This is a genomic window from Pseudomonas sp. NFR16 (genome assembly GCF_900108875.1).
Classification (GTDB): Bacteria; Pseudomonadota; Gammaproteobacteria; order Pseudomonadales; family Pseudomonadaceae; genus Aquipseudomonas.
On sequence record NZ_FNYJ01000002.1, the window covers coordinates 218108 to 235228 of the forward strand.

The 17121-nt window shown below is 59.8% G+C and carries 17 protein-coding genes; 9 read left to right on the top strand and 8 right to left on the bottom strand.

The genetic code is table 11. The features are described from left to right. Nucleotides 1–4: 4 nt before the first annotated feature. The 3 genes from BMZ10_RS09655 to BMZ10_RS09670 all read right to left on the bottom strand — a co-directional run bounded on the left by BMZ10_RS09655 (nt 5) and on the right by BMZ10_RS09670 (nt 2153). The gene (locus BMZ10_RS09655; protein WP_093460702.1) at nt 5–976 is read right to left on the bottom strand and encodes an oxygen-dependent tRNA uridine(34) hydroxylase TrhO; all 972 of its coding nucleotides are present in this window, start codon (nt 974–976) and stop codon (nt 5–7) included. A gap of 331 nt (nt 977–1307) precedes the next feature. After that, a complete protein-coding gene (locus BMZ10_RS09665) occupies nt 1308–1604 on the bottom strand; it encodes a BolA family protein (RefSeq protein WP_093460706.1) in 297 nt (98 codons plus the stop codon). A gap of 12 nt (nt 1605–1616) precedes the next feature. Continuing rightward, nucleotides 1617–2153: a DUF2059 domain-containing protein gene (locus BMZ10_RS09670; RefSeq protein WP_093460708.1), complete on the bottom strand. Its 537-nt coding sequence runs from the start codon at nt 2151–2153 to the stop codon at nt 1617–1619. Nucleotides 2154–2414: 261 nt separating this feature from the next. Here BMZ10_RS09670 and BMZ10_RS09675 point away from each other — a divergent pair, with 261 nt between their 5' ends. The 3 genes from BMZ10_RS09675 to BMZ10_RS09685 all read left to right on the top strand — a co-directional run bounded on the left by BMZ10_RS09675 (nt 2415) and on the right by BMZ10_RS09685 (nt 4895). After that, nucleotides 2415–3809: a class II fumarate hydratase gene (locus BMZ10_RS09675; RefSeq protein WP_093460710.1), complete on the top strand. Its 1395-nt coding sequence runs from the start codon at nt 2415–2417 to the stop codon at nt 3807–3809. After that, on the top strand, nt 3802–4416 hold the full coding sequence (locus BMZ10_RS09680; RefSeq protein ID WP_093460712.1) for an NAD(P)H-dependent oxidoreductase: 615 nt from the start codon (nt 3802–3804) through the stop codon (nt 4414–4416). The genes BMZ10_RS09675 and BMZ10_RS09680 overlap by 8 nt, the downstream gene beginning before the upstream one ends. 260 nt (nt 4417–4676) lie before the next feature. Then, nucleotides 4677–4895: a DUF6316 family protein gene (locus BMZ10_RS09685; protein ID WP_093460714.1), complete on the top strand. Its 219-nt coding sequence runs from the start codon at nt 4677–4679 to the stop codon at nt 4893–4895. Nucleotide 4896: 1 nt separating this feature from the next. Here BMZ10_RS09685 and BMZ10_RS09690 read toward each other — a convergent pair whose 3' ends face one another. Both BMZ10_RS09690 and BMZ10_RS09695 read right to left on the bottom strand, forming a co-directional pair. Further along, nucleotides 4897–5490 (bottom strand): tRNA-uridine aminocarboxypropyltransferase, encoded by a 594-nt coding sequence (locus BMZ10_RS09690; protein ID WP_093460716.1) that lies wholly within the window; start codon nt 5488–5490, stop codon nt 4897–4899. A 12-nt stretch (nt 5491–5502) separates the two neighbouring features. Continuing rightward, nucleotides 5503–6396, bottom strand: coding sequence for a LysR family transcriptional regulator (locus BMZ10_RS09695; RefSeq protein WP_093460718.1), 894 nt, complete (start codon nt 6394–6396; stop codon nt 5503–5505). Nucleotides 6397–6615: 219 nt separating this feature from the next. Here BMZ10_RS09695 and speB point away from each other — a divergent pair, with 219 nt between their 5' ends. The 3 genes from speB (at nt 6616) to BMZ10_RS09710 (ending at nt 9695) form a co-directional block, all read left to right on the top strand. Beyond that, a complete protein-coding gene (gene speB / locus BMZ10_RS09700) occupies nt 6616–7566 on the top strand; it encodes an agmatinase (protein ID WP_093460720.1) in 951 nt (316 codons plus the stop codon). A gap of 213 nt (nt 7567–7779) precedes the next feature. Further along, complete coding sequence (locus BMZ10_RS09705; protein ID WP_093460722.1) at nt 7780–9159, top strand: sodium:solute symporter family protein; 1380 nt, start codon at nt 7780–7782, stop codon at nt 9157–9159. 230 nt (nt 9160–9389) lie between these two features. Then, nucleotides 9390–9695 carry a hypothetical protein gene (locus tag BMZ10_RS09710; RefSeq protein ID WP_093460724.1) on the top strand — a complete coding sequence of 102 codons (306 nt, stop codon included), beginning with the start codon at nt 9390–9392 and terminating at the stop codon, nt 9693–9695. Nucleotides 9696–9864: 169 nt separating this feature from the next. Here BMZ10_RS09710 and BMZ10_RS27980 read toward each other — a convergent pair whose 3' ends face one another. From BMZ10_RS27980 to rmuC, 3 genes are all read right to left on the bottom strand, one after another. After that, on the bottom strand, nt 9865–9990 hold the full coding sequence (locus BMZ10_RS27980) for a PA1414 family protein (RefSeq protein ID WP_256214461.1): 126 nt from the start codon (nt 9988–9990) through the stop codon (nt 9865–9867). 181 nt (nt 9991–10171) lie between these two features. Then, the gene (locus tag BMZ10_RS09715; protein ID WP_093460726.1) at nt 10172–11623 is read right to left on the bottom strand and encodes an NCS1 family nucleobase:cation symporter-1; all 1452 of its coding nucleotides are present in this window, start codon (nt 11621–11623) and stop codon (nt 10172–10174) included. Nucleotides 11624–12091: 468 nt separating this feature from the next. Further along, nucleotides 12092–13456, bottom strand: a complete 1365-nt coding sequence (rmuC, locus tag BMZ10_RS09720; RefSeq protein WP_177182113.1) for a DNA recombination protein RmuC — start codon at nt 13454–13456, stop codon at nt 12092–12094. A 1101-nt stretch (nt 13457–14557) separates the two neighbouring features. Here rmuC and BMZ10_RS09725 point away from each other — a divergent pair. The 3 genes from BMZ10_RS09725 to BMZ10_RS09735 all read left to right on the top strand — a co-directional run bounded on the left by BMZ10_RS09725 (nt 14558) and on the right by BMZ10_RS09735 (nt 16987). Then, entirely contained in the window at nt 14558–14782 is a 225-nt protein-coding gene (locus BMZ10_RS09725) for a hypothetical protein (protein ID WP_093460731.1), read from the top strand. Between the two features lie 278 nt (nt 14783–15060). Next, a complete protein-coding gene (locus BMZ10_RS09730) occupies nt 15061–15552 on the top strand; it encodes a hypothetical protein (RefSeq protein WP_093460733.1) in 492 nt (163 codons plus the stop codon). Nucleotides 15553–15691: 139 nt separating this feature from the next. Beyond that, nucleotides 15692–16987 carry an OmpP1/FadL family transporter gene (locus BMZ10_RS09735; RefSeq protein ID WP_093460735.1) on the top strand — a complete coding sequence of 432 codons (1296 nt, stop codon included), beginning with the start codon at nt 15692–15694 and terminating at the stop codon, nt 16985–16987. Nucleotides 16988–17121 lie beyond the last annotated feature (134 nt).

A 17121-nucleotide genomic window follows, 5' to 3' on the forward strand; every position in this document is an offset into this window, starting at 1 on the left:
TGACTCAGGCCTCGTGGGTGTGGTTATCGGCAGCATGAGCGTCCAGCAGACGGTAGTTGCGCCCGATCGGATGCGGCTGGTTGCGCGCCTTGGCCAACTCGATCTGCTTTTGCCGGTCGATGGCGCTGCGCCGGGTTTTCTCGCTCAGCGAGTCCCAGCAATGCGGGCAACTGACACCGGGCGAGTAATGTTCGCTGGCACGGTCTTCGGCGCTGATTGGCGTGCGACACGCATGACATTGATCGTAGTCGCCTTCGGTCAGGTCATGACGGACAGTGACGCGATTGTCGAACACGAAGCAGTCGCCCCGCCACTGGCTTTCTTCCTGGGGCACTTCTTCAAGGTATTTGAGGATGCCGCCTTTAAGGTGGTAAACCTCTTCGAAGCCTTCGCCAAGCATGTAGCTGGAGGCTTTTTCACAGCGAATGCCACCGGTGCAGAACATCGCGACCTTCTTGTGTTTCGCCGGATCGAAGTTCGCCTTGATGTACTCGGGAAACTCACGGAACGTGGTGGTTTTCGGGTCGATGGCGCCTTCGAACGTCCCGATGGAAACCTCATAGTCGTTGCGGGTGTCGATCAACAGCACTTCGGGGTCTGCGATCAGCGCGTTCCAGTCCTGGGGCTCGACATAGGTGCCAACAGCCTTGTTCGGGTCGACGCCGGGCACGCCGAGGGTGACGATTTCTTTCTTCAGTTTGACCTTGGTGCGGTAGAACGGCTGCTCATCGCAGTACGACTCTTTATGGTCGATGTCGTCCATGCGCGGATCGTTCTTGAGCCAGGCCATGAGCCCGTCAATGCCTTCGCGGGTACCGGAAACCGTGCCGTTGATGCCTTCTTCGGCGATCAGCAGGGTGCCTTTGATGCCGTTGGCGATCATCGCTTCGAGCAGCGGCTCGCGCAGCTGGACGTAGTCCGAAAGGGTGACGAATTTGTACAGCGCCGCGACGACGATGGGTGCGGTTTGGGTCATGTTGCGTCTCCAGGTGGTGACCCTCGCAAAGGGCCTACCGGATGTGATGATTCAAGTGAATGCGGGCCAAGTGGGCAACGCGGCGCGGATTCTAGCAAAGATCGCAGGGCAGCAGACAGGGCGCTGGATCAGCGGGGAATTGACGCGAGTCAACAGACACGCCTGACACCGAACTTGCCGGTGGCGCGAATCCAATTGCAGAAAACCGGTGACCCGGACGCGTTGCGCTGGCAGGCCAGCGGCTCGCGGAGCGCCGCCCGGAATGAATGCGCGCCCACGAGGGGCACGCATTCATTCACGGAATCAGGCTGAAAGCGAGTTGAACACCTGCTCAGTCATGCCCACCGGCGCAGGTCGGCGAAGCAGGCGCGGTGCCCAGTTTCGACCATTCCTGTGGCGTGTAGGTGTGCAGCGCCAACGCGTGAAATGCACCCATCAAGCCACCAAGGAGGCCGTAGACCTTCTGATGGCGTTTGACTGCGTTGAGGCCAGCGAACTGCTCGCTGACCACCACCGCCTTATAGTGAGTGTCCGTGCCGCGGCTGTGCATGTGGCTTTCATTGAGCACCTCAAGGTACTCAGGCTGAAAGACCGCCAACGCGGATTCGATTCGCTGTTGCATGCTCATGTCGGGCTTCGCTTATGGCTTCTTGGCGGGAGCCGGAGCGGTGGCTGGCTTGCTGCCCGCCGGCGTCAGCTCGTTGGTCATGTCGGCCAACAGTTTGTTGACCACAGGCACCGCGCTTTCCAGCTTGCTTTGCGTCAGCTGGAAGGACTGCTGGCTGATCTGAGGCATTTTCGCCTGGACTTTCTTGCCCAGCGGCGACTGGTAAAAAGCGACGAGGTCTTTGAGCTCGCTTTCCGTGAAGTTCGAGGTGTACAGCTTGACCATGTCGGGCTGCAACTTGTCCCAGCTGATGACCTGATCCAGCGCAGCGTTGGCTTTGGCCTGGTAGGTTTCAAGGGTGGCTTGCTTGGACGCTGGCGCTTTGGTTTCGGCAAAACGCTGGGCGAACATCTGCTGGACTTGCATGTAAACCGGCGCACCCAGTTGATCGGCGTGAGCCAGTTTGAGGAACGCTACAGCACTGGCGTCATGGCTGGCGGTGTCGGCGAGAACCTGGCCGCTGGCACATACCAGAGCGACCGCAGCACAGATGGCACGAAGACGGGTCATCGAGTTTCCTTATCTAGCAGGCGAGGCAAAACCCCAAGGCCGAGCATTCTGCGCCCCTTTGCGCACTGCGCTCAACCCCTGTCCCTACGAGTGGTTGTCACACACGACCGACGATATCGCGTATACGAAGGTTTATGGCGACCTTTTCCGGCATTTTGTCGCACACTGTCCTCTCCAGTGCCTGCCAACCGGCCGCTACCGGGAACCCGTCCGGCTTTGCGGGTACTAAAACTGCGCAATTGACCTTAAGGAGTGAGTCCAGTGAGCCGTACCGAAACCGACAGCATAGGTCCGATCGAAGTCCCAGAAGACGCTTACTGGGGCGCGCAGACGCAACGCTCTCTGATCAACTTCGCCATCGGTCAGGAACGCATGCCGTTGCCTGTCCTGCATGCACTGGCGCTGATCAAGAAAGCCGCCGCGCGGGTCAATGACCGCAACGGCGACCTGCCTGCCGATATCGCGCGCCTGATCGAACAATCGGCCGATGAAGTGCTTGGCGGCAAGCTCGATGACCAGTTTCCGCTGGTGGTCTGGCAGACCGGCAGCGGCACGCAGAGCAACATGAATGTCAACGAGGTGATCGCCGGTCGCGCCAACGAGTTGTCCGGAAAAGGTCGCGGCGGCAAATCGCCGGTTCACCCCAACGACCACGTCAACCGCTCGCAAAGCTCCAACGACTGTTTCCCAACGGCTATGCACATCGCGGCGGCCCAGGCGGTCAAAGAGCAACTGCTGCCGGCCATTGCCGAACTGTCCGCGGGCATCGCCGAGCAATCGTCTCGGCACATGAAACTGGTGAAAACCGGCCGCACGCACATGATGGACGCCACTCCGATCACCTTCGGCCAGGAACTTTCCGCTTACGTCGCGCAACTGGACTACGCCGAGAAGAGCATCCGCGCAGCCCTGCCCGCCGTCTGTGAACTGGCTCAGGGCGGCACCGCTGTCGGCACCGGGCTGAACTCTCCGCACGGTTTTGCCGAGGCAGTCGCCGCCGAACTGGCCGCGCTTTCCGGGCTGCCGTTCGTGACCGCGCCGAACAAATTCGCCGCGCTCGCCGGCCACGAGCCGTTGACCGCGCTCTCCGGCGCTTTGAAAACCCTCGCTGTCACACTGATGAAAATCGCCAACGACTTGCGTCTGCTGGGCTCCGGCCCGCGCGCCGGGCTGGCCGAAGTCAAGCTGCCAGCCAACGAGCCCGGCAGCTCGATCATGCCGGGCAAGGTCAACCCGACCCAGTGCGAAGCGCTGTCGATGCTGGCGTGCCAGGTCATGGGCAACGACACCACGATCGCCTTTGCCGCCAGCCAGGGTCATCTGCAGCTGAACGTGTTCAAGCCGGTGATCATCCACAACCTGCTGCAATCAATTCGCCTGCTGGGCGACGGCTGCCGCAACTTCAACGAGCACTGCATCGCCGGGATGGAACCGGATGCCGGCAAGATGGCCGAGCATCTGGAACGGGGTCTGATGCTGGTGACGGCGCTCAACCCGCATATCGGCTACGACAAATCCGCCCAGATCGCGAAGAAAGCCTACAGCGAAGGCCTGACGCTGCGCGAAGCCGCGCTGCAGCTGGGCTTCCTGACCGACGCCGAGTTTGACGCCTGGGTACGGCCTGAGAAGATGCTCGAGGCGGGCAGCAATGGCTGAGCCAATCAGCGGCGCCACCCCACTGGAAGGGTACGGCAAGCGCATCCTGATGATCATCGGTTCGCCGAAGACCATCAGCCTCGGTCACGCGCTGGGCGAAGCCTATGCCCAGAGCGCGCGCAGCCAGGGTCATGTGGTGCGGGTGTTGAAACTTGAAGAAATGGACTTCGATCCGGTGCTGCACGGCGGCTATGAATCGAGCCAGACACTGGAACATGACCTGCTCGAAGCCCAGCGTGAAATTCACTGGGCCCAGCATCTGGTGTTCGTATATCCGGTCTGGTGGGGCGGGTTGCCAAGCCTGCTCAGCGGCTTCTTCGACCGGGTGTTCATGCCCGGTTTCGCCTTCAAGGCCCATGGTCGCCATCATCCGTCCAACGAGTTGCTCAAGGGCCGCACCGCGGAGTTGCTGGTGACCATGGACACGCCTTCGCGGTACTTCCGCTGGGTCTTCAAGGCGCCGGCTCATCGGCAGATGATCAAGACAATCCTGGAGTTCTGCGGGATCAAGACCACACGCCTGACGGAGTTTTCCCCAGTGCGCACGTCCACCGAAGAACAGCGCCAGCAGTGGATTCATCAGGCCGAAGCCTTGGGCAAGCGCTGACGCGTCCCGCGCTCAAGCGTGTGCAGGGGCGCACGCAAAAACTCGAGGGCGCCGGCTTGCTGGCCCTTCGGATTTTGCGACCTGGCAGGTTCGCTCGAACCCGACGCTTCACGGCACTGCACCAAACCTTGTGGTTTGGAGTAAATTATCGAACGTCCAGCCGACTTTTTCGTCTCACGCTGTGGAATCGTCAGTTGGCCATCGACTCAAGGTTCAGCCGTCCTGATTCCTCCCCCAAACGCCCCTCGCTGGAGAAGGCCATGTTGAGCAAGCGTGAACAAGATTCAGATGTCACCGTGCACTTTCGCAGCGACCGCGTTTCCCGCGTCAATGGCCTGTACTTTTTCAGTACGCGCGAGAACACCCTCGAAGGTCCGTTCTCCAGCAAGGAAGACGCCGAGCGCGAAACCGAGGCCTATATCCGCCGCATGCAGGCCGGGCGGTTTACAAGCCCTGACGCATCGTCACTGAACGCCTGACTTACTTCTGATGATTGCGGCGGAACGTGTCCTCGCCCATCGCCGCAATCTGCCCCTCGATCAACGCTTCGAACGGGCGCAACAGGGCGTCGAATGACGTCGCCGGTTCCAGTGTCTGAAGCGCGTGGACAATGGCCTCCAGGGTTGACAAGGCATCCGGGTCGAGTGCCTTTCGCAGTCGATAGCGCGAACACGGCGGGTCGCTGAGCGTTACCCGCGGCAATGCGGCAAGCTGCGGATTGAGGTGCAGCAGCTTGCGCGCCTTGCGCCAGGTGCCGTCGGGCACCACCAGCAGCATCGGCGCCTGTTCAGCCGATTGAGCGATGAGCGTCGTCGCCCCTTCTCCCGGAAACAGCAAACGCGCCTGATAACCGGGAACGTTGAGCTGCCGGTGGAGATCCTCGAACACTTCCCCTACCAGCAGCTGCGCGTTCTCAAGCCCCAACGCCGCCAGACGCGCAGTGTTCAGCGCATGGTTGACCTCGCTCGGGTGTTGCAGAATCAGCACTCGGGTCCGACTCCCGAGCCGCGGAATCAGCGCGCACAGACAATGTGTTACAGGACGCAGGCAGCGCTCGCAGCGGGCTCGTGACATCGTGGACCGTCCTTAAACGGGGTTGAGTTGCGCTTTGAGCAGATCGCGGAACGTCTGGATCAACGGTTCGCGACTGCGGCCGCGGCGCAGGATCATCGAAAAAGGCGCCTGATACCCGAACGTAGCCGGCAGCAAGACCCGCAGGTGCCCCGAATCGACCCATGACTGCGCGTAATGCTCTGGCAAGTAGCCGATATATGCGCCGGACAGCACCAGAATCAGCTGCGCTTCCATACTTTCCACCGTGGCCGCGCTGTGCTTGAAACCGTGGCGCGCAAGCTCCGCCTGGCTCCAGTAACCCCGGCCCACCATGCGTTGCTGGGTGATGACCGGCTCCGGAATGCGCCGCTCGGTAAACAGCGGGTGGCGGTTGCTGCAGTACAACCAGTGCTGCTCGCGGTACATCGGCTGGTACAGCAGCCCGTTCATGCGCGTCGAAAACGACCCGATCGCCAGGTCCAGGCGATTGTCCAGCACGCCCAGTTGCAGTTCGTAAGGGCTCATGACCGACAGGTGCAGGTGCACGGCCGGGTGTTCTTCGCTGTAGGCGCCGATGACTTCGGCGAACGGCAACGCGCGATCACTGACGGTCGAATCGAGCACGCCCAGATTCAGCGTGCCGCGCAGTTCGCCCTTTAGCGCTGCGGCGTACAGCTCGAACCCCTCCAGCTCGCCGAGCAGGCGCAACGTTTCCTGATGAAACAGCTCGCCCTTGCTGGTCAGGCTGAAGCCCCCTCGCCCGCGATGGCATAGCACGATGCCCAGCGCCGACTCCAGCTGACTCATGTACGTGCTGATGGCGGATGTCGACAGGTTGAGTTCTTGCTGCGCGCTGGCGAAACCTTGATGGCGCACCACGCAGACGAAGATGCGCAGCAATTTCAGATCGGGTAATGCGTTAGCCATGAAAACACCGGAAAGATTACGTGCCCGAATCAGTCAGAATCCTGGCAGCGGCTGTCGCAAAGGCGTGGCCGTCCAGGCGCGGCAGCTTAACCTGATTCGGACGATAGTTCAGAATTCTCTGAACTAAGTATTTTGCCTCAGCGATTGTTCGCACCGCGTGCGGTTCGCAGAATCGGCCCCAGTCTGATAACTCACCCTACTCACCGATGAGGCAATCCCGTGGACAAGATTTTCCACCAACCACTGGGCGGCAACGAAATGCCGCGCTTCGCCGGCATCGCTACCATGATGCGCCTGCCACACCTGCAATCGCCCGCCGGCCTTGATGCTGCCTTCATCGGCGTGCCGCTGGACATCGGCACTTCGCTGCGTGCCGGCACCCGCTTCGGGCCGCGCGAGATCCGCGCCGAATCGGTGATGATTCGCCCCTACAACATGGCCACCGGCGCTGCACCTTTCGACTCCCTTTCGGTGGCCGACATCGGCGATGTGGCGATCAACACCTTCAACCTGCTGGATGCCGTGCGCATCATCGAAGAGGCCTACGACGGCTTCCTCGAACACGGGATCATCCCGCTGACGCTCGGCGGCGACCACACCATCACCCTGCCGATCCTGCGTGCGATCCACAAGAAGCACGGCAAGGTCGGCCTGGTCCACATCGACGCTCACGCTGACGTCAACGATCACATGTTCGGCGAGAAGATCGCCCACGGCACCACCTTCCGTCGCGCAGTCGAAGAAGGCTTGCTGGATTGCGACCGTGTGGTGCAGATCGGTCTGCGCGCGCAGGGCTACACCGCCGAAGACTTCAACTGGAGCCGCAAGCAGGGCTTCCGCGTCGTGCAGGCCGAAGAATGCTGGCACAAGTCGCTGGAGCCGCTGATGGCCGAAGTGCGCGAGAAAGTCGGCGGCGGCCCGGTTTACCTGAGCTTTGACATCGACGGCATCGACCCGGCCTGGGCGCCCGGCACCGGCACCCCGGAAATCGGCGGCCTGACCACCATCCAGGCCATCGAGATCATCCGCGGCTGCCAGGGTCTGGACCTGATCGGTTGCGATCTGGTAGAAGTCTCGCCGCCTTACGACACCACCGGTAACACCTCGCTGCTCGGCGCCAACCTGCTGTACGAAATGCTCTGCGTGCTGCCGGGAGTAGCGCACCGCTGATAACCACGCTGAACCCTTAGGTGCGCGCTTGCCCGCGAATGCAACGTGTCAGTTGCCAGAGAGGTCACGGGCAAACTGCAACTGCGGGCAACCGCGCTCCTGCAGAAACTCACGGCTCCGCAACACGATAAACAGCCTTCATCGCTGACCGCCTGTGCCGTCTCAGCCGGATGATGCGCGCTTCACTATAAAAACAATGATTGGAGACACTCCATGGCTTTAGATATTTTCGTCGTGCTGATCTACGCGGCCGGCATGCTGGTATTGGGCTGGTACGGCATGCGCAAGGCCAAGACCCATGAAGATTACCTGGTTGCCGGGCGCAATCTGGGTCCAAGCCTGTACATGGGCACCATGGCCGCCACGGTCCTGGGCGGCGCTTCCACGGTCGGCACTGTGCGTCTGGGCTATGTTCACGGCATTTCGGGCTTCTGGCTGTGTGCCGCACTGGGCGTGGGCATAATCGCGCTGAACCTGTTTCTCGCCAAACCGCTGCTCAAACTGCGCATCTTCACCGTCACCCAAATCCTCGAAAAACGCTACAACCCGATGGCGCGCCAGGCCAGCGCGGTGATCATGCTTGCCTACGCGCTGATGATCGGCGTGACGTCTATTCTCGCGATCGGCACGGTCATGCAAGTGCTGTTCGACCTCCCCTTCTGGATCTCGGTGGTGCTGGGCGGCGGCGTGGTCGTGGTGTATTCGACCATCGGCGGCATGTGGTCGCTGACCCTGACCGACATCGTTCAGTTCGTCATCAAGACCGTGGGATTAATGTTCATCCTGCTGCCGATCTGCCTGTATCGAGTGGGCGGCTGGGACGAACTGGTCGCCAGACTGCCTGCCACAAGCTTCAGCTGGACGACCATCGGCTGGGACACGATCATCACGTACTTCCTGATCTACTTCTTCGGCATTCTCATCGGCCAGGACATCTGGCAGCGCGTGTTCACGGCGCGTACCGAAAAGGTCGCGCAATACGCGGGCTCCATCGCCGGCGTCTACTGCATCCTCTACGGCCTGGCGTGTGCACTGATCGGCATGGCCGCCCACGTGTTGCTGCCTGATCTGGCGAACGTCAACACCGCCTTTGCCGCCATCGTCAAAGCGTCGCTGCCCGACGGCATTCGCGGACTGGTGATCGCCGCTGCGCTTGCGGCCATGATGTCCACCGCCAGCGCGGGTCTGCTGGCGGCATCCACCACGCTGACCGAGGATTTACTGCCCCGGCTGCGCGGTGGCAAGCAATCGAGCCTGGGCATCAACCGCCTCTTTACGGCACTCACTGGCCTTGTCGTACTGGCGATTGCGCTGGTAGTGAACGACGTGATCAGTGCCCTGACCCTGGCTTACAACCTGCTGGTCGGCGGCATGCTGATTCCGTTGATCGGCGCGATCTACTGGAAACGAGCCACTACCGCCGGCGCGATTACCAGCATGGCCTTGGGGTTCGTGACCGCACTGGTGTTCATGTTCAAGGACGGGCTGGATGCCAACACGCCCATTTATTACAGCCTGGCGGTCGGCCTGATCAGTTTCGTGATCGTCAGCCTGGTGTCGCCACGTTCGGTAGCCGTCGCCAGCGCTGCATGATGAAGACGACCAGACAAGGGCGCCTGCGGGCGCCTTTTCTTATGCGCAGTTACAAAAAAAACAGCACATCCAGCCCGCTCCTGGCGCTTCAAGTTGAACTAGCCTTAACGTCAGGACTGCCAACGAAGCGGGTTCTCACACGCTTGTGAGCAACCCGGTTTTTGGCCTTCCACCGACAGCCTCTGTCACAGCAGTCGAGGTGATTTCAGCCACATCAGCAGAGGCCCGCCATGGACAAAGACGAAGTAAGGCAGCACGTAGATGACGCCTTGGGGAAAATTCTGGTCGACAAGACGCTCATTCAGGAAGACGGCGATCCGCGACTGACCGAATTCATGCTGGAGGAGGAGGACGTCGTCAACTTTCTCGAGGCCCTGCGCAGCGACTCTAATATCCCCCTTCCAAAAGATTCCCTCAGCGAATTTCTCAGAGCGTTTGGCGTTCGGGACACTGAAGAAGCGCATCATGGTGAACCGCAGAGCACTCTCACGGCTGAAGGACTGGTCGAATTGATCGTCAAGAAAATGAAAGGCTGAACACGTAAGCGCTAAAGTGAACGCAGATGCGTTTGATTTCAGTATGGGAGCCAGCTGCTGAGAAACTCGCCGTGCAGGTCGCAGCGAGTGAGGTGCGTGAGCGGGCTATCAGGCGATAGCGCCGCCGATTGGAAACCTGATCCAGAAAAGGCGGGAACGGGTCAGCGGTTCAGCGGCGAGGACGGCGGCGCTCGTCGTCATCGGTACGGACAGGTACGGGCTGCAGTTTCGGCCGTTCGATCAAGCCCAGCGCAACGCCTACATCGTGAAGCCATTCTTGCAATTTGCTGTTCATTTAACGCCCCCTTCAGGGAAATACTCGGCAGCCAACTTCTGATCTGCTTACCGCAGATCATAGTGCTAAGTCGCACTTTACGCCTGCTACCGAGTGTCGCGGCAGGAAATTTTCCCATTCTTTACGCTGTGACCGTCCAAATCCGGAATCTGGGCGCGTCACGCGACAAACGGCAGGCGGTTCATCCAGTTACGGCAGGCGTCAACGCCGCGCCTTCGTGGGCTTGCGCGCGTCTGGCGAACATGAAGAACAGCGCCCCGCCAAGGAAACATCCGGTAAACCATGCGAAGTTGGCCATCGGCTGCAATGCCGGAATAAACGTAATGGCGATGCCGACCAGCGTCGCGAGAATGAGCGCTTTCACCGCCGTGTAATTCACTCCGCCGTTGTACCAGTACCTTCCGCCAGGGCCGTCGTTGAACAGCGAGTCGACGTCTATCTGCTGCTTCTTGATCAGGTAATAGTCCACCAGCAGGATGCCAAACAGCGGGCCGATGAACGCCGCCAGAACGTCGAGGGTGTAATGGATGACTGCGGGATTGTTGAACAGATTCCAGGGCGTGATGAAGATGGAAGCGACGGCCGCGATCATGCCGCCAACGCGCCAGCTGATTTTGCTGGGCGCAACGTTGGCGAAATCGAATGCCGGAGACACGAAGTTCGCGACGATGTTGATGCCGATGGTCGCGGTCACGAACGCAAACGCGCCAAGCAGAACCGCCACATCGTTATCGATGCGCGCAACGGTGGCGATCGGATCGTGAAGCATCTCGCCGAATACTGGCAACGTGCCGGAGACGATGACCACGGTCACCAGCGAAAACGCGAGAAAGTTGACCGGCAGACCCCAGAAATTGCCCCGGCGCACTTCAGCCATGCTGCGGCAGTAGCGACTGAAATCGCCGAAATTCAACGTCGGGCCGGAGAAGTAAGACACCACCAGCGCCGTGGCCATGATCACTTGAGAAAACGCCTCCCAGCCAGTCAGCGATTTCTCTGACAAGGTAAAGCTGATGTTGGCCCAGCCGGCTTTCCAGACGATCCAGCCCGCCAGCAGAAACATGACCGCGTACACCACCGGTCCGGCCCAATCGATAAAACGGCGAATCGAATCCATCCCGGTCCAGAACACCGCGGCCTGCACCAGCCACAACGCGAGGAAGCCGAACCATCCCAGGTAGGACAAGCCAGCAAAATGAGGTTCGGCGTACACCGACATCTGCGGGAAAAAGCGAAGCACCACGATGATCAGCGCGCTTGAAGCCAGGTACGTCTGCACGCCGTACCAAGCCACTGCGATCAATCCGCGGATTACCGCCGGAATGTTCGCGCCGAATACGCCGAAGGCCAGGCGGCAAATCACCGGATACGGCACAGCGGCCTGTTGGCTGGGTTTGGCCAGCAAGTTGGCGATGACCTGAATGATGCAGATGCCGACCAGCAGCGCGATCAGCACCTGCCAGCTCGCCAGCCCCAGCGCGAACAGGCTGGCGGCGAACACATAACCGCCCACGCTGTGCACGTCACTCATCCAGAACGCAAAAATGTTGTACCAGGTCCATTTCTGCGGCAATGGCCCCAGATCCTGATTATAAAGACGGGGGCTGTAGCCTTTGGGCATTGGCTCGGTCATCGCATTTCTCCCTGACAGGACGAACTGGCTCCCATAAGCATTACTGTGACCACACTGCGTACGGGAGCGAGCGTGGGTTGTATACGAACTGAGAGGCAGAATGCGTGCCAGACACCCGCCGACGTCGCCTCAGCGCCCTGAAACTGCGGCATCTGGAGAAAGTCAGGCGGCGGAGGTAGCGATACGATATCAGCGACAGGTCAGCGCCTTGCGCTCGCTGACAGTGCAGCCGTGCTTGAAGGCGGTGCACGTGACGTGGCAAGTGCGAGCGCGGAGAACGCTGGCAATATTTGTATACAGGATGCCTTTCGATTGTTCCGATGAACGCAGCGTCGTCCTCAGGCATCGGCGTTGGCCGGGAGGCCCTATGATCTGTTGCGGATCCTGATGTTCTTCGTGGAGGGGGCCGCTCACCGGACGGCCCCTAGCAGTCGCCTTGCGAGATACTCCCCAGCAGAGACAGACGTCTTACTCCGGCAGCTGAACCAGCCCGTCTTCATCCGTCATCGCGCGTTCGAGCAGGTCCGCAGGCAGCTGTTTGCTTGCGCGTGCGCCCAGAAGCTTGAGCTGTTCGCTGCGGCTGACCAGGTTGCCGCGTCCATCGGTCAGCTTGTTGCGCGCAGCGCTGTAGGCCTTGTCCAGTTGCTGCAGACGATTGCCCACTTCGTCCAGATCCTGAATGAACAGCACGAATTTGTCGTACAGCCAGCCTGCCCGCTCGGCGATCTCCCGCGCGTTCTGACTCTGCCGCTCTTGCTTCCACAGGCTGTCGATGACCCGCAGCGTTGCCAATAATGTGGTGGGACTGACAATCACGATGCTGCGGTCGAACGCCTCCTGAAACAGCGTGGGCTCCGCCTGCAAAGCCGCTGAAAATGCCGCTTCGATCGGCACGAACAGCAGAACGAAATCCAGGCTGTGGAGGCCTTCCAGGCGTTTGTAATCCTTGCCGGAGAGCCCTTTCACATGATTGCGCAGGGAGAGCACGTGCTGCTTGAGGGCAACCTGAGAAATCGCTTCATCTTCGGCGGATACGTATTGCTGATACGCCGTCAGGCTGACCTTCGCGTCCACGACCACTTGCTTGTCGCCGGGCAGCATGATCAACACGTCGGGCTGGAAACGCTCGCCGTCCGGGCCTTTCAGGCTGACTTGCGTCTGATATTCGCGACCCTTCTCAAGCCCCGCGTGTTCGAGCACGCGCTCCAGAATCAGCTCACCCCAGTTGCCCTGGGTCTTCTGGCCCTTGAGCGCACGGGTCAGATTGGTCGCCTCATCGCTCAGGCGCAGATTGAGCTGTTGCAAGCGCTCCAGCTCCTTGCCCAACGAAAAGCGCTCGCGGGCTTCCTGCTGGTAGCTTTCCTCTACGCGCTTTTCGAAAGACTGGATGCGTTCTTTCAGCGGATTGAGCAGTTGCCCCAGTTGTTGCTGGCTGGTCTCGGCGAAACGCTGCTCGCGCTCATCGAAGATCTTGCCGGCCAGCTCCGCGAACTGCGCGCGCAATTCGTCGCGAGAACCCTGAAGGTCAGTCAGGCGCTGCTGGTGGCTTTCTTCCTGCTCGCGCAGCTCGGCCCCAAGCGAGGCGCACTGCGCATCCAGGCGGCGCAGTTCCTGCTCTTTGACTGCGCGCTCGTGGCTCCACTGTTCTTCGCTCGCCCGCGCCGTTTCCTGTTGCAGGCGCAACAACTCGACCTCGCGCCGCAGAGCGGCCAGATCAGCCTGCTTGGCGGCATTGGCCTGGCCCAGGTCGCTGATCTCGTCCCGGCAGGCGTCGAGCTGGGCATTGAGCCCATCCTGCGCCATCTGCGCGTTGCTCAAGCGTTCGTCCAGCAGCACCGCCTGCGCCTCGTGCCGGGCGATACGCCGTTGCAGTTGCCAGGCCAGTGCCATAAGCGGCAAGGCCGCGATGCCTAATCCCAGCAGCAGGCTGGTCAGCTCCAAACCCATCAAAATACAGACTCCATCATTCTCGCAGGCAGCATTATGCGCAGATCCGCCGGCGACGTCAGATCGGCATACCAGATTGCAAAGCGACGGAACCGAGTCTGACTTGAAAACGCAAAGCCGCGGACTAGAGCAAGCGTTTGGGACAATCCACAGAAGCTGTGGATAACTCAGTGGACAACGGCCAGTGATCCCCCGCAAACGCACGCAGAATGGGGCCTGCGTTCAAACTGACGATTTTTTCACCAACAAAAAAAAGCGATGATTTTCATTGACTTAATAATTGGCTACGTGAAATCAAGCTGTTAGCGAGCAATGTGACAGTGAGATGGCAGCTCCCGGTTGCAATGTGCACAAGTCAATTTCCATTCGGTATAAGCGCGGCGACTGAAGGGCGAATGCACGCATAATTCGGCAAACATGCGGCAAATCGCCACCTCACATACCGTGCGCAATTGAGATCGTTTCCCGCGCCGGCGCGATCCCTGACCCTCCGCTCGTCAGCTTTGTGCATTTAAAGTAAGTGAGGGCTTGTGTCGCTTTTTGCGTTCGATTACCATCGCCGCCGTTAGTACCAAGCTGAAAGTCAATTCTGATCGAACAAATCCCCCAATCCCGGTTTACGAACTCAGTAAACGGATTGAAAAAAGGGATCGATCACCTCGATGGTTTCCAGACATGAACTCACACGGCCTGCCGAAGAATCGGAGGGTGTGCAGACTCATTCATGCACTGCAAGACCAGCCTGCAAATTGATCAGGATCTTCACCCCGAGCATCGAACCTTTGCTCCTGCTGTGTCGCCTGCCCTCCGAAGTACCTACCAGTCAGCCCAGCGCCACACGATAACCGCGCTTCAACTGGCTGCTTTTGTTCCAGACAGGTTCTGCGCCCCGCCCCTGACTCGCTTTTCGAGCATGGGTCCGCGTTTACTGGAACGTTTTTATTTTGCACGCCTCTTATTGCGTGTCGATTCAGGAAACACCTAAACATGACTACTCATATTCAAACTCAGGATGCCATTCGCACCCTTACCAACGCCTTCGCACCGATGAACTGCCTGATCATGGCCGCGCGCAAAGGCTGCTTCAGCTTCACCATCGTCAATGAACACGGTATTGCCCGTCACAGCGAGCGTTTGTATCCCGATCAGTACTCCAGCCCGGAGCCGCTGCAGGCGATTATCGACCGCACGCGTCAGGCACTGATCGCCTGATACCGTCTGTCGGCGCATTCCTCGCGAGACCCAAGCCTCACCTTTAAACGGTGGGGCTTTTTTGTGTCTGTTTTTCCTGAAAAAAATGTCCTTGGCCGTTTCTTCGCTGAAACAGACGACCGTCCAGCCGACGGGAAATATTTTAAAAACAGCCCTTTACACCCGGAATATGACACTACACTTCAACTCGAGCGGTCTGAGCCGCTTCCGGTGAACCCGATCTTATTCCTGCTGCCAAGCGCCAGGGTTCACCGGCTCATTGAACTCCCGAGGGTGTTATGGGAATCGCTGCCAGTGAACTCTGCCGTTATGTGATCCGCCCTACGCTGATCTATCTGGGCCGACACAATTGCGCAGCTGAATACTTTCTGCTCGGGGTCGCTGCCAGCCAGTCTGCCTTGGGCGCGGAACTCGATACCCAGCGCGGCCACGGCCTCTACAGCATTCCGGACGTGCGCCATCGGCAATTGTGGGATGAATACCTGGCCCGCGACCCGGACCTCGCCAGCCTGGTGCGCGGCCTGGCCAGCCAACATGCATTCCTCACCGGCCCTGACTTGGAACTGACGGTCAACCTGCGTTACGCAACGGCAATCGCCTGGCTGATGGTTGAAGCCAGCCGTTTGACCTTGCCCCGCTCGGACGACCTGCTCGGCATGGCACGACTGTGGCGCGAAATATTTCAACCCGAAGGGCGCCTGCAGGATTTCACGACGGCCTGGCAAACCTCGGTTCACCCTCTGTTTCAGGTCGAACCAGCCATTTTGTGACTCGGCAGTTTCGCTGACGTTCGCAACAAGTTTCTTGGATTGTCCTACAAAAACTGCTCTATCTCGGGTGATCCGGCCTATAGCGCGTTATGGAAAATGTTGGTAATTTCCGCGCGGTGATCAACAAGGAGTTCTAACAATGAAAAAAACAATGATCAAATCCAGCCTCAGTCTCGCCGTCACTCTTGCCTCCACTCAACTTTTCGCATCCGGTTTTGCCCTCAACGAACAGAGCATCAGCGGCATGGGCACAGGCTTTGCCGGTCGCTCATCGTCCGTCGACGACGCCAGTATCGTGTACGGCAACCCGGCCGGCATGTCGCGCCTCAAACGCCAACAAGTGACTGTGGGCGTTGCTGCGATCGATGCCAAGACTGACATCTCCGACGCCAGCGGCAGCCGCGCCGGTACCAACAAAGGCGACATGGTTCCATTCATCGCCGTGCCAATGGGTTTCTACGTCAACCCGATCGACGAGCACTGGGCCTTCGGCCTGGGCGTCTACGCACCTTTCGGCCTGGTCACCGACTACGAAAGCAACTTTCAGGGCCAGAACTTCGGCAGCAAGAGCATCGTCAAGGTCGTGACCTTCCAGCCGACCGTCAGCTACGCCTTCAACGACAAGGTATCGATCGGTTTCGGTCCGACCATCAACCGTATCTCCGGTTCGCTGGAGTCCACGCTCAACGTCAGCCCGCTTCTGGGTGCCGCCACCGGTGACGGCCGCGTACAGGTCAAGGGCGACGACGTCGGCTACGGCTTCAACGTCGGCTTGCTGGTGCAAGCCACTGACACCACCAGCGTCGGCCTGACCTACCACTCCAAAGTGACCTACAAGCTGGACGGCCACACCGAGATCACGCCTGGCGCGGGTGTACCTGCCGCTGTTCTGCCCGGTGGCCGCTACGATGCCAAGCTGAGCCTGGACACACCGGAAAACGTGGACTTCTCCGTCACTCAACAGCTGGGCGATGCGTGGAAGGTCTACGCGGGCGCCACCTGGACGCGCTGGAGCCGTCTGCACGACATTACCGTCAGAAACTCCGGCATCGTTCCGGTCTCCCCGTTCGATGCCACCGGGGCACTGGCGGGCACCATCACCGAAGAACAGAAATGGCATGACACTTGGGCCTACGCGATCGGTACTTCGTTCCAGGTCAACAAGCAATGGGTTCTGCGCACTGGCCTGTCGTTCGACCAGTCGCCAACCAACAACGAAAACCGCTCGCCGCGCATCCCGACTGGCGACCGTACGATTTTCAGCCTGGGCGCTGGCTACAGCCCGACTGACGACATCACCATCGATGTCGCCTACTCGTACCTGAAAGAAGAAGACGTCAAGGTGCGTAACACCAACGCACTGGGCCAGAGCTACAACGCCAAGTACGAAAACAGCGCCAACGGTTTCGGCCTGGGTCTGACTTACCGCTTCTGATGCAGTTGGCGGGACAGGCCGATCACCTGTCCGTCAGACAGAAAAACCCCGCAGCCAGCGATGGCTGCGGGGTTTTTCGTTGTAAGAGCGCCAGTCACCAACAGGACAGGCCCAATTGCAGCGCGGCCAGTCCG